14 protein-coding genes are annotated in these 15,509 nt (G+C 56.3%); 7 read left to right on the top strand and 7 right to left on the bottom strand.

From position 1 onward, the window contains the following. Positions 1 to 189, top strand: coding sequence for a hypothetical protein (locus tag AC5S16_RS13310; RefSeq protein WP_493930558.1), 189 nt, complete (start codon positions 1 to 3; stop codon positions 187 to 189). Between the two features lie 66 nt (positions 190 to 255). Here the strand turns inward: AC5S16_RS13310 and AC5S16_RS13305 are convergent, their stop codons facing one another. Continuing rightward, positions 256 to 3,189: a TonB-dependent receptor gene (locus tag AC5S16_RS13305; RefSeq protein ID WP_493930557.1), complete on the bottom strand. Its 2,934-nt coding sequence runs from the start codon at positions 3,187 to 3,189 to the stop codon at positions 256 to 258. Between the two features lie 320 nt (positions 3,190 to 3,509). Then, positions 3,510 to 4,136 carry a bifunctional nicotinamidase/pyrazinamidase gene (pncA, locus tag AC5S16_RS13300; protein ID WP_493930556.1) on the bottom strand — a complete coding sequence of 209 codons (627 nt, stop codon included), beginning with the start codon at positions 4,134 to 4,136 and terminating at the stop codon, positions 3,510 to 3,512. Positions 4,137 to 4,265: 129 nt separating this feature from the next. Here pncA and hppD point away from each other — a divergent pair, with 129 nt between their 5' ends. Both hppD and AC5S16_RS13290 read left to right on the top strand, forming a co-directional pair. Beyond that, positions 4,266 to 5,390: a 4-hydroxyphenylpyruvate dioxygenase gene (gene hppD / locus AC5S16_RS13295; RefSeq protein WP_493930555.1), complete on the top strand. Its 1,125-nt coding sequence runs from the start codon at positions 4,266 to 4,268 to the stop codon at positions 5,388 to 5,390. 128 nt (positions 5,391 to 5,518) lie between these two features. Next, a complete protein-coding gene (locus AC5S16_RS13290) occupies positions 5,519 to 6,154 on the top strand; it encodes a GNAT family N-acetyltransferase (RefSeq protein ID WP_493930598.1) in 636 nt (211 codons plus the stop codon). Between the two features lie 4 nt (positions 6,155 to 6,158). On the opposite strand, the gene AC5S16_RS13285 is transcribed toward AC5S16_RS13290, so the two are convergent. Then, positions 6,159 to 7,424: an MFS transporter gene (locus AC5S16_RS13285; protein ID WP_493930554.1), complete on the bottom strand. Its 1,266-nt coding sequence runs from the start codon at positions 7,422 to 7,424 to the stop codon at positions 6,159 to 6,161. Positions 7,425 to 7,553: 129 nt separating this feature from the next. On the opposite strand from AC5S16_RS13285, the gene AC5S16_RS13280 reads away from it, so the two are divergent. Beyond that, a complete protein-coding gene (locus AC5S16_RS13280; RefSeq protein ID WP_493930553.1) occupies positions 7,554 to 8,147 on the top strand; it encodes a YceI family protein in 594 nt (197 codons plus the stop codon). Between the two features lie 117 nt (positions 8,148 to 8,264). On the opposite strand, the gene AC5S16_RS13275 is transcribed toward AC5S16_RS13280, so the two are convergent. The 3 genes from AC5S16_RS13275 to AC5S16_RS13265 all read right to left on the bottom strand — a co-directional run bounded on the left by AC5S16_RS13275 (position 8,265) and on the right by AC5S16_RS13265 (position 10,952). Continuing rightward, positions 8,265 to 9,779, bottom strand: coding sequence for a SulP family inorganic anion transporter (locus AC5S16_RS13275; protein ID WP_493930552.1), 1,515 nt, complete (start codon positions 9,777 to 9,779; stop codon positions 8,265 to 8,267). Between the two features lie 23 nt (positions 9,780 to 9,802). Then, positions 9,803 to 10,465 carry a carbonic anhydrase gene (locus tag AC5S16_RS13270; RefSeq protein WP_493930551.1) on the bottom strand — a complete coding sequence of 221 codons (663 nt, stop codon included), beginning with the start codon at positions 10,463 to 10,465 and terminating at the stop codon, positions 9,803 to 9,805. A 112-nt stretch (positions 10,466 to 10,577) separates the two neighbouring features. Next, positions 10,578 to 10,952, bottom strand: coding sequence for a hypothetical protein (locus AC5S16_RS13265; RefSeq protein ID WP_493930550.1), 375 nt, complete (start codon positions 10,950 to 10,952; stop codon positions 10,578 to 10,580). A 221-nt stretch (positions 10,953 to 11,173) separates the two neighbouring features. On the opposite strand from AC5S16_RS13265, the gene AC5S16_RS13260 reads away from it, so the two are divergent. The 3 genes from AC5S16_RS13260 to AC5S16_RS13250 all read left to right on the top strand — a co-directional run bounded on the left by AC5S16_RS13260 (position 11,174) and on the right by AC5S16_RS13250 (position 14,166). Beyond that, positions 11,174 to 11,662: a MarR family winged helix-turn-helix transcriptional regulator gene (locus AC5S16_RS13260; RefSeq protein WP_493930549.1), complete on the top strand. Its 489-nt coding sequence runs from the start codon at positions 11,174 to 11,176 to the stop codon at positions 11,660 to 11,662. A 123-nt stretch (positions 11,663 to 11,785) separates the two neighbouring features. Beyond that, entirely contained in the window at positions 11,786 to 12,073 is a 288-nt protein-coding gene (locus tag AC5S16_RS13255; protein WP_493930548.1) for a PadR family transcriptional regulator, read from the top strand. 8 nt (positions 12,074 to 12,081) lie between these two features. Further along, positions 12,082 to 14,166, top strand: coding sequence for a hypothetical protein (locus AC5S16_RS13250; protein ID WP_493930547.1), 2,085 nt, complete (start codon positions 12,082 to 12,084; stop codon positions 14,164 to 14,166). Positions 14,167 to 14,196: 30 nt separating this feature from the next. Here the strand turns inward: AC5S16_RS13250 and AC5S16_RS13245 are convergent, their stop codons facing one another. Further along, positions 14,197 to 15,048, bottom strand: coding sequence for a proline dehydrogenase family protein (locus tag AC5S16_RS13245; RefSeq protein WP_493930546.1), 852 nt, complete (start codon positions 15,046 to 15,048; stop codon positions 14,197 to 14,199). Between the last annotated feature and the right edge of the window lie 461 nt (positions 15,049 to 15,509).

The following is a 15,509-nucleotide window of genomic DNA, read 5'->3' as shown; positions in this document are numbered from 1 at the left end:
ATGCCTGCTGAAAAACTTTTTAAAGTCCAGGACGGTCACCAGCCTTCCTCGGTGCGCGAAGAGCGTGGCCATCAGCCTACACCCGTTGAGAAAGGCCATCAACCCAAGCAAGCTGTAAACGAAAATCCGCCTGCACCTCCTTTGGCCAGCTTTCAAACCGTTGTAATCAGCCCCGAAAAGAACAACTAGTTTCTGGATACAGGGAGAACTGCAGAACAACTCCACCCTCATATCAGAATGAATCGATTGCGCCTCCTATTGTTCCTCTGACAATTTCCAGCGCAAGCCGAACGAAACTGTCGGCCGGTAATACTCCCTCTGCACCGGATAGATCCCGCTCCCGTTATAGAAGCCGAAGACCTCGTTGCTCAGGTTCAGTCCCGAAGCCACCACCTGCAATCCCTTGTACAGGCGATAGCTTCCCTGCACATCGAACTGAGTGTGCGCGTAGAAGTAATTGTCGCCCGTCGGCCCTTTCAAGCCAAGAATCGGATCGCTGGCCGTGCCGCTTCCAGCCGTCCATTGGTAGGCTGCAATGTTCGGATCATTGTGGCTGATGGCGAAGCGCCCGGAGAAGCGCGCCTTGTCATACGTCAGGTTGAAGTTGTAGTCGTTCGGCGACGTCCGGTCGAGCTGCGGATGATCCGTCCTGCCGCCGTCAAAGCCCGCAGGAAAAGTGACCTGCGAAGCCGTATAGCTGTAATTCGCGTTCACGCCAAATCCGCTCAGCAGTCCAGGAAGGAACGAGAAACGCTGTTCCCACTGCATCTCGAATCCCTGGATATGCGCGTTCGGCCCATTGATGGACTGGCTCAGCTGGTATGTCCTGCCCGTATTGTTGTAATTGTTCAGCAGCGTTGCCACCGGATAGATCGGGTCATGCAGCTCCTTGAAGAAATACCCGGCCTGCACAATGCCCAGCGGCTGGAAGTAATGCTCCGCCAGCACATCAAAGTTGTCCGACAAGGTAGGCACAAGATTGGGATTGCCAGTCGAAACCGTGGGATAAGGAGTCTGGTTGGGATCGACCACCGTTGCCGGCACCAGGTCTCCGATGTTGGGCCGCGCCAGTCCCCGGGCGTAGACCACACGCAGGTTCGAGTCCTTCTGGAACTGCCACTGCAGGGCAATGCTGGGCAGCGCGTTGAAATAGCTTGCATCCTGCCGGTTCGGTGTTGCTCCGGGGCAGGTCACGTTGGCGGGGTCTTTGAAGCATGGCCCTGTAGTGGAGTTGTCAATGGTGTTGGCGAAGAAGTGCGTGCTGCCCGCGTCGAAACGCACGCCGCCCTGCAGACGCACATCCCCGAAATAAACCACATCTTCCAAATAACCGGCGGTGATTCGCTCATCGGCATTGAAGAATGCCGAATCATATGTCGTCGAATCGCCCACAATATCTTCTGTGAAAGCGCCCAAATTAGCCACTACAGCGCTCTGTATCTTGCCGTACGACGAAGTAGGGCCATACGCCTGCCCTTGAATCGCAAAGGATTTGTTGTAGTACGTCGGATTCGTATAGTTACTCAACACGCTCGACAGCGTAAAGGGACTCGGAACAGTGTTACCGTTACTATCCGTTGCGAGGCCCAGGCTCGTATCGTTCTCGCGCTGCGTCGAGTAGGAGTTGCGAATCTTCAGTCCCAGAGAAAACGTGCTGGGATGCCCGCCCAGCGTGTAGTTATGCGCAAGCGACGCCGAGCCCTGAATATTAACCTGCGTGGCATGATAGATTCCCGTATTCGACGAGCTCACCGTGTACTGCGTGGGATCAAAGCCGTTCGTGCCGTCTGTCGCAATAAACTTTGGCCGGTAAGGATTGCTCAGATCCTGAGTGAACGTCACCGCCCCTGGTCCGCTGAAGTTAGTCGTTGGAAAGTCCTGCCCGCCGATGTTGTGCCCGCGTGATACGGCAAAGTCGTAAGTGATCAGATCCTTGGACAGTTCATGCCGCGCGCCCGTTAAAAAGCTGAACACCTGCTGATCAGGCCGGCGAATATAGTGGCGATATTGCCACGAACCTGTGTTGTCAAATGTGATCTGGGAGCCGCTGGCTCCCGTAATGGCGCCTGCATTCGGCGTATACACCCGCACCTCGCCGAAGTCATGGAAATCCGCATACATGCCTTTCAGATAAGCCGTCATCGTAGGCGTGAACTTGTAATCGATCCCGGTAACAAAGCCATAGCGCGTGCGGTAATACTCGTAGGAGCGCATGTCTTCGCTATTCACATAAGCGATATTGTTTCCATTGGGCAGCGTTCCCACTGCCTGGCTGGGTTCAAGATCGTCGATGCCGCGATTGGTGCGGTCCCACGTTCCACCCAGCAGGAAGCCGAATTTCTTGCCCGGACCAAAACGCTGGCCGAAGGTTCCATCAAAGCCTCCGCGCCAGAAGCCGTTCTGCAGCGGATTGTAGCCGGCCGTACCATTCAGCGCGTAAGTCGGCTTGTCCTGTGCCGTCGGAGTCACCAGGTTCACCGTGCCGCCCACACCATCTGCATCCTGGTCAGATGCCAGCGTCTTATACACTTCGATGCGCTCGATTCCATTCGATGGGATCGCGTCCATCTTCACATTACGTACCGTCACTTCCACTGAGGGCACATTCACGCCGTTGATCGTCAGGTTTGAAAGACGCGGCTCCGTGCCGCGAATCTGCACATACTTGCCCTCGCCTTCATCTCGCTCGAGAGATACGCTGGGCAACCGCCCGATAGCATCGGCAATGTTCGTATTGGGTAGGCTCGTGATCACGCCCGCCGGTTCCACCTGGACAATCTCCGCCGACATGCGCTCTACATTGAGGGCCTCCGCTTCTCCCTGCAGGCGCGGCGCCGTGACCATGACCGTATCGGCCGCCGACCCCACCTGAAGCATCGCAGCAACGTTCGCTGTCTGCCCCGCAGTAACATTCACTGTCGTCGTATACGAACCGAAGCCCACATACGAAGCCGTCAGCGTATATGTACCGGCAGGTACATTTGAAATGCGGAACTGGCCCTGGTCGTCTGTAGCAACTTGTCTCCCTGCAGGCTCGATCGTGATTTTTGCGCTCACGAAAATCGCCCCGGCTGTATCCTGAACGGTCCCGGCAATCGCGCCATTGCCTGTTTGTGCCGTCAGTCGCGATAGCAACAAAGTAGTAGAGAACAAAAGAAACGCAAGAAACTTGCGCACGCCATACTGCATGTATCTTTACCTCCTCGAAAAATGCCTGGAACTATCCCTTCCAAGGCCAGCTGTTTTTATTCCGACTCATGTGGGTGTCCCATCCTGTCGCGCTCTTCACGACATGGCAGGAACAACAGCGCGTGAGCAAACACTGGCTCGCCTGCTCCGCGAAGTAAGAAATCTTTTTTGACTGGATTGAAGGTAGGGCTAGGTTTCTCAAGCAGAGCTTAAGAAGAAAGGTGTGTCACAGTCATTTAACGAAGCGCCCGTGAAATTTATCCGTCATTCACGGAACTACCTGAAATAGGCCTTGAAATGAATACCTCTTTATGAATTCCTTATACGAGAGTATCGATCTCTTCGACGCCGCTATTTTTGAAATCCATCCGCGTTTCCTCGATCGATGTTCCCAGTCCGATTGCGCGGCAGGCATCTTTCACAACAACAGCATCAAATCCATTCGCGCGCGCATCCACCGCCGAGTAGCGCACACAGTAGTCATAAGCCAGTCCGGCAACAAAGACGCGCTCTATTTCCCGCTCGCGCAGATACCCCGCAAGACCCGTCTTCGTCGCGCGATCGTTTTCCTGAAAGGCTGAGTACGAATCGATCTCCCGCCGGAAACCCTTGCGCAGAATCATCTCCGCTCGCTCGACATCCAGTCCGCTGTGGAGCTCCGCGCCGTTGCCTCTCTGTACGCAATGGTCGGGCCACAGCGTCTGGTCGCCATAGGAAACCTGGATCACCTCAAAAGGCTTTTTGCCCGGATGCACGGATGCAAAAGAAAGATGCCCATCCGGATGCCAGTCCTGCGTGATCACAACATGATCGAAGCGCTGCATCATGCGATTCACCACAGTCACCACTTCATCTCCGCGCGGCACAGCCAGCGCTCCGCCCGGGCAAAAATCGTTTTGCACGTCGATCACCAGCAGCACGTCGCGATCTGTGATTTTCAACGACATTTATCGTTCCTCCGGGCACTGGCCAATCATGCTCCTCAGGGTATATGTTAATGGGTCGCCATAGCGCTCGGCCGGTAAACGGAGCGCGCGGCAGACGCGTCTAATTCAGTGAAACTGGGAGTATCCTCGATGTCCACTCTTGCGCACCCTGAAGTGCAAACGCAGAAAGATTTCCTTCCTCTCAATGGAACAGATCACGTTGAATTCTACGTAGGCAATGCTCGGCAGTCCGCCTACTATTACCGCCTTGCTTTTGGAATGAAGCTCGTCGCTTACTCCGGCCCGGAAACAGGCGTGCGTAACCGTGCTTCCTATGTTTTGCAGCAGGGCAAAATCCGCTTTGTGCTCACCACGCCGCTCCGTCCCGACGGCGAAATTGCCGAACACATCCACCGCCACGGCGACGGCATACACGACGTCGCCCTCTGGGTTGACGATGCAAAGCTTGCCTGGAAGGAAACCACCAAGCGCGGCGCCCGCAGCATACGTGAGCCCTTCGAGCTGCGCGACGAGCACGGCGTCGTCAAGCTCTCCAGCATCGCCACCTATGGCGATACCGTCCACACCTTCGTCGAGCGCGGCAGCTACAACGGAGCTTTCATGCCCGGCTACCGCGCCGTCGAAGAAGACTCGCGCGCGCGCCCCGTCGGCCTGCTCTACATCGACCACATGGTCGGCAACGTGGGCTGGAATGAGATGAACCGCTGGGTCGATTTCTACGCCGACGTCATGGGCTTCTCGCTTTACCAGCACTTCGACGACAAGGACATATCGACCGAGTATTCCGCGCTCATGTCCAAGGTCATGGCTAACGGCAACGGACGCGTCAAGTTCCCCATCAACGAGCCCGCAGAAGGCCGCAGAAAATCGCAGATCGAAGAGTATCTCGAGTTCTACCACGGCCCCGGCGTGCAGCACATCGCCATGGCTACCGATGACATCCTGCACGCCGTCTCGCAGCTGCAGTCACAGGGCGTCGAGTTCCTGAAAGTCCCGCACTCCTACTACACCGAGCTAGAAGGCCGCGTCGGCAAAATCGATGAGCCAATTCAGGAGCTCGAAAAACTTGGCATCCTCGTCGACCGCGACGATGAAGGTTACATGCTGCAGATCTTCACGCGCCCCGTGGAAGACCGCCCCACGCTCTTCTATGAAATCATCCAGCGCAAAGGGAGCCGCAGCTTCGGCAAAGGCAACTTCAAGGCGCTGTTTGAAGCCATCGAACGCGAGCAGGCCGCGCGCGGCAATTTATAAACTTTATTCTTTTGGGCGGAAGCGCTACCTATAATTTGTCATCCCGACCGGAGTAGTCCAGAACGCATTCTTTTTGCGTTCTGGACTGCGAAGCGGAGGGACCTGCAGTTTCCTTTCTCCTGCACTGAATTCCTGACAGCGGCGCTATAGTCACCGCCGCCGATGCCTGCCTCGCTGCTCTCCGTCCCAACAAAAGATCACCCACAAAAGAAAACAAATCCCTGCAATCACAACCACAAGCAATCCATACAAAGCTATGCGATTCGGATCCACAACTCCATGCAATGCCCCAGCCTGCAAAGACAGTGCAAAGGATATATAAGAACTTCATAAGCATGACAACATTACGTGACGACGATCTGACCCTGGTTCTCGCGGAAATCGCTCCGCACCAGTTCCATCAGGTGCCTGCTTATTTCTTCAGAATAGTCCACGCGCACACCGGCGAAGACATGGGAAGAATCAACCTGCGCACGGAAACAACCAGAAACATCGAGCTCTATGCAGGACACATCGGCTACGCCGTGCATGAGCCGTTCCGCGGACGACACTACGCATCCAGATCCGTCAGGCTGCTTCTCCCGTTAGCGCACGAGCTCAAGCTCGATCCCCTGTGGATCACCTGCGACCCCGACAACCTCGCATCACGCCGCAGCTGCGTGCTCGCCGGAGCCGAATACATCGAAACCGTCGACATCTCTCCCGAATACCCTGGCTTCGCCCTTGGTCAGCGCAGGAAATGCCGCTACCGCCTTTGCCTGTAAAAAGTCACTCCGCCGACAGCTCCGCGCCTTTCGCTTCCCTGCCAAACGTGGTCACGCACGCCAGATAAATGGCGACAATCAGCACAGTCGCCGCCAGCACTCCACCATAACTTCCGTAGTGCTCCGCAGCCTTCGTCTGCACCACCACGTTGCGCGAAGCCAGCAGGTTCCCCAGCTGATAAGCAAGCCCGGGAAACGTAGCGCGTACCGGCCCCGGCGAAAGCTCGGTAAGATAAGCCGGCACTACGCCCCACGCGCCCTGCACCATGAACTGCATCAGAAACGCGCCCGCCGCCAGTAGATAAAGCGATCCGCCGAACGCGAACAATGGAATCACAGGCAATGACAGCAGCACCGCTCCAATGATCGCGCGCTTGCGTCCGAAGCGCTCCGAGATCCCGCCAAACAATATCCCGCCCAGCAGCGCGCCAATGTTGTAGACAATCGCAACCGCCCCCGTCAGCGCAGCCGAATACCCATGATCTTTCTGCAGAAATGTCGGATATAAATCCTGCGTGCCATGCGAGAACGAATTGAAGCCCGTCATCAGCAGCACCAGAAAAAGAAATGTCAAAGCATACTGTCGAAGACCGCCAAGACCCGCACTCGATGCGCCGTCCCTGCTCCTCTGCTCGCGTCCCTCGCGCCACACCGGCGATTCCTCCACCTTGCCGCCGATATAGAAAACGAGCAGCGCCGGCAGCGCTCCCAGAACAAATAACCCGCGCCAGCCCACCGCCTGCCCATGCCACATCAGGTGCGTAAACATCTTGTAGAAAATTGCATAGGCAGCCGCAGCCACCAGGTATCCAACCACGTAGCCCTCCTGCAGCAGCCCGGAAAAGAAGCCGCGTCCTTCCGTCGGCAATGTCTCAAATGCCAGCGCTGCGCCCACACCCCATTCGCCGCCCATGGCAATTCCAAACAGCGCGCGCAATATCAGAAACACATGCAGAGAGGGCGCAAAGGCGCACGCTAGTTCCAGAATCGAATACGCAGCGATATTCACCATCAGCGTAGGCCGCCGCCCAAACCTGTCCGCCAGCGCGCCGAAAAGAAACGCCCCTACCGGCCGGAACGCCAGCGTTAAAAACAGCGCTTCAGCCACTGCCGAGGCGCGCGTGTGAAAGTCATCCGCAATCGCCGAAATGCAGAAGACCAGCAGAAAATAGTCGAACGCATCCAGCGACCAGCCCAGAAATGAAGCGATAAACGCATGCCGCTGGGCAGAAGTCAGATTTTTAAAGTGAGAGAAAAAGCGTATCTGCATATGAAATCAGGAGACTACCAGACCAGGCTGTAGAGTGGGTTCCAAAAATATTTGTTGCAACGAATAATTTCCTGCTGTATCTAAGAAAATGCCTCCTTACACCATCAGGAGGGCCAGGAGAAAGATCACATGCAAGCACTCAGCAGGACCGCCGCCTTTGCCGCGCTGTTGACTCTGGCCGCTGCCGCCCACGGACAGGTATCCAAATGGCAGATCGACCCCGCCCACAGCGAAGCCGACTTTACCGTCAAGCACATGGGCATTTCCAACGTTCACGGACGCTTCGGCAACATCAATGGAACGCTGACCTTCGATGAGAAGGACATCGCCAAGTCGAGCGCCAATGCGACCATCGACATCACCACCGTCGACACCGGCGTCGCCCAGCGCGACCAGCATCTCAAGAGCCCCGACTTTTTCGATGTTTCAAAGTTCCCGCAGATGACCTTCGTCAGCAGGAGCGTGTCGGGCCAGAACGGACAGCTCCAGCTCACCGGCGACCTCACCCTCCACGGAGTCACTAAGTCCGTCACCCTCGCTCTTGAAGGACCGAGCAAGGAACAGCTCGATCCATACGGCAAGACCCGCCGCGCCTTTTCCGCCACCACAACCATCCACCGCCAGGATTTCGGCCTCACCTGGAACGGCAATCTCAAATCCGGCGATTCGGTAGTTGGCGATGATGTGAAAGTAGAGCTCGACATCGAGCTCATCAAGCAGTAGCCGAGATAAAGCGTAGGCAAAGACATCAGGCAGGCGAGGGCTTTTAGCCCTCGCAAACGTAGACGTGTCTGTGCCAGACAATAGCGTCATCCGCTTCACAGCGGATGGCGCCTTCATTCACGCCTCCTCAGGCCTCTCAGGCAGCCGCTGCCAGTAACGCCGTTGCAGATGCTCCCACTCCAGGACGATCCGTGTTCCCTGCGCTTTGTGGTCTTCCACCCAGCGCTCCAGCAGCTCAAGGCATGCATGATCCACATGATGCAGCCCTGAAGCATCCACATGCACAACAGATCCGGCAGGCACCTGATCCAAAGCCGCCGAGATTTTAGGAATGCGCACAAAGGTTGCCGCGCCTTCCAGAACCAGCCGCTTGTGTCCTTCGTATTCGCCGTCTTCAATGTGGATGTTCACATGCGTCGCTCTCCACAACAGGTTGAGAACGGAAAGCCCGACGCCGACCATCACGCCAGTCAACAGATCTCTACCCACGATGGTCAGCAGCGTGGCCGCGTAAATCAGCAGCGGCACGCGCCCGAAGCGCCCCAGGTTTCTGATCTCTTCGATGTTCACCAGCTTGATCCCCGTATAGACAAGTACTCCGGCAAGACTTGATATGGGAACCATCGTCAAAACTCCGGGCAGCAGAGTGATGAAGAGCAGGATCCACAAGCCATGCAGAATCGCGGAGCGCCGCGTCTCCGCACCCGCCTGCACATTGGCCGAGCTGCGCACGATGACGCCGGTCATCGGCAGCGCTCCCACCAGGCCGCACAGCATGTTGCCGATTCCCTGTGCAGCCAGCTCGTGGTCGTAGTTCGTCTTCACGCGCGACTGCATATGATCGACCGCGGCGGCAGAGAGCAATGTCTCCGCGCTGGCAATGAAAGCCACAACGAAGGCGCTGGTCAGCAGCGCTCCCCAATGCGTATTCCCCAAAGAGCTTAGGCTGGGCAGATCGATCACCGTCATCAGGTTCGATGGCACATCGACGCGCTTCACCGGCATGTGAAAGATCTGCGCCAGCGTAGTCGCAGCAACAATGCCCAGCAGCGCACCCGGCAACAGCTTCAGCTTCACCGGACGGAATTTATGCCACAGCACCATCACGGCAATCGTCACCAGCCCAAGCAGCAGGGCAAGTTCTTCGCCTTTGCCGTCAAGCGGAAAAATATCGTGCGATGCAGCCGTAAACATGCCAATGAAATTCGCCGGACCGCTGCTGCTAGGCTTATGATCGAGCATCACGTGAAACTGCTGCAGCACGATCAGCAGACCAATCCCGGCAAGCATGCCGTGAATCACCGCCGGCGAGATAGCGCGGAACCACTGCCCCAGCTTCAACAATCCGGCAACAAGCTGGAGCAGGCCGGCAAGCATCAGAATCGGCCCCAGCGCAGAGACGCCGTAATTCTGCGTCAGCTCAAAAACGACGACTGCAAGACCCGCAGCCGGACCGCTCACCTGCAGCGGCGATCCGGCCAGAGCACCAACGACCAGGCCTCCAATCACGCCGGTGATCAAACCCTTTGCCGGCGGCAATCCTGATGCAATGGCAATGCCCATGCACAGCGGCAGCGCCACCAGAAACACTACGAGCGAAGCAGATAGATCTTTTCCCCAGTTTTTCAGCATAGTTCTCCTCGTCTCCTCTTTCGCTACAGTTCCAGCCGCGGCCATTCCAGGGCTTTAGGAATGCGCTGCCGCTCAAGCACCACGAAGCGACCCTGCTCTGCGTCAAATGCTTCAAGCGAACCGTGGGCAATGTCGTAAGTCCATCCATGCAGCACGATCTGCCCACTCTGCAGGCGCGCAGCGACCGATGGATGCGTGCGCAGATGTCCCAGCTGCTGCACCACATTCGCGCGGATCATGGCCCTCAGGCGCTCAAACGAACTTGCATGCGAAGGCAGCGCATGCTGCACCAGCTGTTTTGCTGATTCCGAATAGCGCAGCCAAGCTGCGACATTCGGCATGTCATGCAGATGACCGCCGCCCGCCACAGCCTTCATCGCTCCACAGTCCGAGTGCCCGCAGACAATGATGTGCGGCACATTGAGCACGCATACCGCATACTCAATCGTTGCCGACACGCCGCCCAGCATCTCTCCATGCGGAGGCACAATGTTGCCTGCATTGCGGCAGATAAACAGATCTCCGGGCCGCGTCTGCAGGATCATGTCAGGCACCACACGCGAATCCGAGCAGGTAAGAAACAGCGCTTCCGGCTGCTGTCCGGAAGCCAGCTTTTCAAACAACAGTCTCTGTTGCGGAAACACTTCCGCACGGAAGTACTCGTAGCCTTGTACTAAGGACTCCATCTCAATCTCCAATGTTTTTGCAAAGGCGACGGCGCACACGTATGCGCTCGCATGCGCGTACACGACGTCGGGAGGGCGGCTTATGCAAACACCGCAATGTCAGAAAATGGAATTAGAGAGACGAGACAGCGGGAGGACCGCGAAGGCGGGAAGAATCAAACGCAGACTGCCTTATATCAGGATCAATGCCGCCTCGCGGCAACAATACAGAGCCTGCAGCAGCAAACAGTCGCGGAGCAGGTGCAGGCAGTACGGCCGCCGGCGTAGAGCTTTGCTGCGGATGCTCTCCATGACTATGAAGAGAAATCGGCCCTGCAGTATGCTGGTCTGCAATGCAGGCTTCTCCGTTACGGGAGCCCGTGCGAACGACGCGATGCGATACGCGCGCGTGAAAAGCTCGTGCGCGATGCGGCAGCGCATTGACCGCGAAACTCAGCAGCAGCACGGGCAGAATACTGAAACAGATCAGGTTGTGTGTGCGCTTCAACGATAGCTGCATAAAAATCAGGCGTTTCCGTCTAACTTAACCTGGTAAGGATACAGTATTGCTTGTACTCTTTCGACGATAGATGCACCAGAAAGGTTGGAAAAAAATTGAACAACAAGGCGCATAAACGATTAAGCAGGGCTGGAATACATCTACTATCCGGCTTATGATTCCCGATACAGGCTGCCCACCCGGCGCCATTCACTACACTATAGATAATTATGGTCAGCAAGCTCCAGGAAGAAATCAAGCAGACGCGCCCCTTCGTAAGCATCGAAGAGGAAGCGCTCCTCAATATTCGCCGCACTGCAGACCGTCTCCAGCATCAGACGCAGCAGTTCTTCAAGCTCGCAGGCGTCACTCCGACGCAATACAACGTGCTCCGCATTCTCAGGGGCGCGGGCGAACCCGGCCTGCGATGTTCTGAGATAGGAGAGCGCCTCATCAGCAGTGACCCCGACATCACCCGCCTCCTCGGCCGCCTGCAGAAACAGAGATTCATCCGCCGCCGTCGCGACAACAAAGACCGCCGCGTCATCTACGCCAGAATCACTCCCGAAGGTCTCGACCTCCTCAAGCAGCTCGACCCCCTCGTCAATGACCACGTAAAGCAGCTGCTCAAAGAAGTCGATCACGAGAAACTCGCAACCCTCATCTCCCTGCTCGAAGAAATCCGCGAACCCTGGAACGCGCCCCCTCCAGCCGAATAACTCTGTTTGCCCATTACTTAGAAGGCGTCATTATGATTTTTCATTAGCAGATGACAGCAGGCTGATTTTTTCGCTATTGTTGAATTAATGCCGGAGCGAAGCTATCTCGGAGAGTTTGAGCTCATGCTGCTTCTTGCCGTGATTCATCTCGGTGACGAGGCGTATGGAGTTCCCATCTCGCGTGAACTCGAAGCGAATCGGGGGCGAACCGTCTCGGTAGGCAGCGTGTATGCGGCTCTCGAACGCCTTGAAGCGAAGGATCTCGTCACATCCAGTCTCGGCAATCCAACCCCTGAACGCGGTGGAAAAGCAAAGCGTTATTTTCGGATCACCAGAGAGGGCCTGCATCAGGTCCAGGAGACGCGACGCGTGCTGACGAAGTTGTGGCAGACACTCCCCGCCTTGAAATAGGAGGGCACATGACGCGCTACGAACCTCCACGGCTCGCTACATGGATGCTGGAGCACTTGGCGCCTGGCAATCAGAATGAAGCGCTCGCCGGCGATCTCCTCGAAGACTTTCGCGCCGGCCGCTCCAACGGGTGGTATTGGCGGCAGGTCTTTGCCGCCTGCGCGACTGCATGGCTCAGGTATCTCAGCGATCGTAAGCTGGTCGTAGCGTTCTCCGCTGTCTGGTCCATGTTTGCTCCTGCCTGGATAACTCTGCAGGAACGAATCATGCACAATCCCGGCCATGTATTGGTGTCGATCGCAGTTTTTCTGGCTCTGAACGTGATCTTTCTGTGGGCTGGGGTCCTCTTCTACTTCGTTTCCCATCCACATTTCACGAAGCGTTTTACCAGATCGCAGCTTACACGCGCGTTTGTGCTGCCGGCGTTCGTCTTTCTTCCCGCGTACGTAGCCACCTTCGTCGTGATGAACCTCTATTTCTTTCCTGGCCTGGGAGTCAATCGCGGCACGATGACTCCGCTGGGAGAGCTCCTGGACGTAAGGCTGTGGGCGAATGCAATACGTGTACCGTTTCTCGTGACTCTGCTTTGTGCCCTATGGCAGGCGATCCCGCGTCCTCAAAAAACATCATCAATTCCTGCCATATCAGGTAGAGCGGCTTCCCTGTCTCGTATCAGCGCGATGACGCTTGACGACAGTCTGGATGCATGGAGCATGAAGCAGTTCTTCATCCTCGTCGTAGCCGCCGGCTTGTTGAATTCTTTGATAACCGCATACCTGCTTTGCCGCTTGCCCGAGTCCCATTCGCTCTCGCTCCCTTCGCTTTTCGTGCGAGCGCTCATCTATGTGCTGTTTGGCCTGCTGGGCGGCGCAGCCGGAGCCTGGATTTACTGGAATCGATCGTCCAGCCCGTTCCGGGTCGATGCTCCTCTATCGTTTGGCCTCTTCGCTCTCATCTGCTCGGCAGCCTGGGTGTGGACACCCTCGGCCATGCTCCTGTCTCTCCAAGGCTCACCAGTTGCGCCATTCACCGCGATTGTGGGCGCAGTACTGCTGGCTGTAGGTTTACGCGGCATAGCATCATTCATCCTCGCACCTGCTCATGCTGGTTTGTCTTCTTTGGGACCAGGAAAAAACGACCTCTTCGCTACGGTGATCTATCAACCTCCGGTCGAAGCACACGGCCTTGTGATTGCGTTATGTATCTACGCATCCGCCTATGCTCTCTTTCACGGTTCCACATTGGCCTCCAGCGCCCTGGGAGCCGCAGGTACTTTTCTCTTCGCTTGGAAATGGGGCTTCACACCGGGTGCGACATTCGACAGCAAGGTAGAACGTGAGCGTGCTGTATGGAGACTTGCCTTGACAGCGTTGCCGGCGGTCATTGTGACCCTCTGGGCCATGCTCGACAGCGTCGATCATCACAACCAGTTTGCTTCCATCGGCGCATTGACCACTGCGATCTCGAAAAAGAACGTAAAAATTAAATCACCCGCTTTGGCCCCAGGCTATGGATATGAAAGTGTGATTCTGTTGCCGCCGCCTGCAAGGAAAAAGCTGATTTTTCCCTTCTCGGATGCCGGATCGCTGCTCCCTCCGAAAAAATCACGCCCACTTCTGATTCATTTCGATGGTCCTTACTGGTATCTGCAACCGCCCGACATTCGACCCGGCCCAATGGCCCATAAGGCCCATGGCACGCCACTCTCCGTCAACATTAAGTCAAACAATTCGATTCCCCTCATCATGCAAGCGCACCAGGATCTTGGCGCAAGCATCCCTCTGGCGCGCTGCCGCGAAATTCAGATTGAGATAGAAAACCGTGACGACGAGCCTGGAGCTATCATCATGGCGCTCTTCTTAACGGATTCAACTTTGCCGGGCAAACCCATCCTCAGCCTCGGCCAGAAATCTATCGCCGGTCCTGCTTCAACCAGATCCTTGCCACAGCACGAAACGCTCCAGTTTTCCGTTCCTGCTCACACATCGCTTCACAGGTTTGACCGGATTACGATATCCCTGCTCCCAGAGAGGCGGCATACGCTGGTAGCCCCTAAGGTCGCGATTGAGCAATTTGAGCTATTCCCGCGATGAGCGCACGCCAGCTCCAACAGAAGCCATCTGTTACTGCTTCAGCAGGTTCTTCGCAAGAAACAGCGCATTTGCCGGACGCTCCGCCAGCCTGCGCATGAAGTAGGGATACCACTCCGCTCCGAAAGGAACATAGACGCGCATCCTGAAGCCTTCCCGGACCAGCGCCTTCTGCAGATCGCGCCGCACTCCATACAGCATCTGAAACTCAAACGACGCCGGATCAATCCCGCGCTCGCGCACAAACTGCTTCGTCGCCTCGATCATCTTTTCGTCATGCGTCGCAATGCCGTGATAAATGCCGCTGGTCAGGCACTCCTGCATCAGCTTCACAAAGTTCGCATCCACATCCTTCTTTTCCGGAAACGCCAGGTTCGCCGGCTCCTGATACGCGCCCTTGCACAAGCGGATGCGGATGCCCTCGTCCGTCAATGTCCGGATATCCCCGGCGCTGCGGAACAGATACGCCTGGATCACAATCCCCACATGCCCCCGGTTGCCGGGCGCGGCATGGATACGGCGCACCATGTCGATCGTAGCCTGCGTGTACTCGCTGCCTTCCATATCCACTCGGACAAAAGTGCCGGCGGCCACCGCATGCTGCACCAGCTCCGCCACAATTCCCTCTGCCAGCCCCGGATCGAGGTCCATCCCCATCTGCGTCAGCTTCAGGCTCACATTGGCATTCAGTTTCCGGCTTTCGATGGCGTCAATCAGCCGGTGATAGACCTCTGCGGAGCGGTGCGCCTCTTCCGGAGTCGAGACGTTCTCCCCCAGGCTGTCCAGCGTCGAGGCAATCCCCTGTTTCTCCAGCGACTCAGCCGCGCGCAGCACCTCTTCAATGTCCATTCCCGCAACAAAGCGCGAGGACATCTTCCGGCCCATGGCCGATTGTTCCGAAAATTTTCTCAAGGATGAATTACGGGAGAGACCTATAAAAAAAGAGCGAAAAAATGGCATATCTTTCTGGATTTTCTTGATTTGAACGAGATTCTATTGTCTCACAGCCATTTTACGGAGCGCCGGGAAACAGTACGGGGCTGATAAGTTTGAGTTTCCATATTGGGCGAAAGAAACTCTCCTCGGCGCACCTCCGCGTAGACTCCACGCCGGGTGCCCCAGGTTCGCATAGCTAACCTGGGTTGTTCCCAAACTTACCCGCAGGCCCGCAAATTTTGCCCATAAAAAACCGAAATTTCTGCATTTTTTACCATTTGAGACACCTTCCTTTCATCACGTAGCATCACAATTTATGTAAGCGAAACAACACAGTTGGAGAATCCCCACTCCAGCCAATCCCAACAGCCCACTCGCACCTGTAACGGCATCGTCCGTTTCAGGCGCAG

This window comes from Acidobacterium sp. FHG110202_01, assembly GCF_059115305.1.
This window is presented reverse-complemented; position numbering and strand designations above follow the sequence as displayed.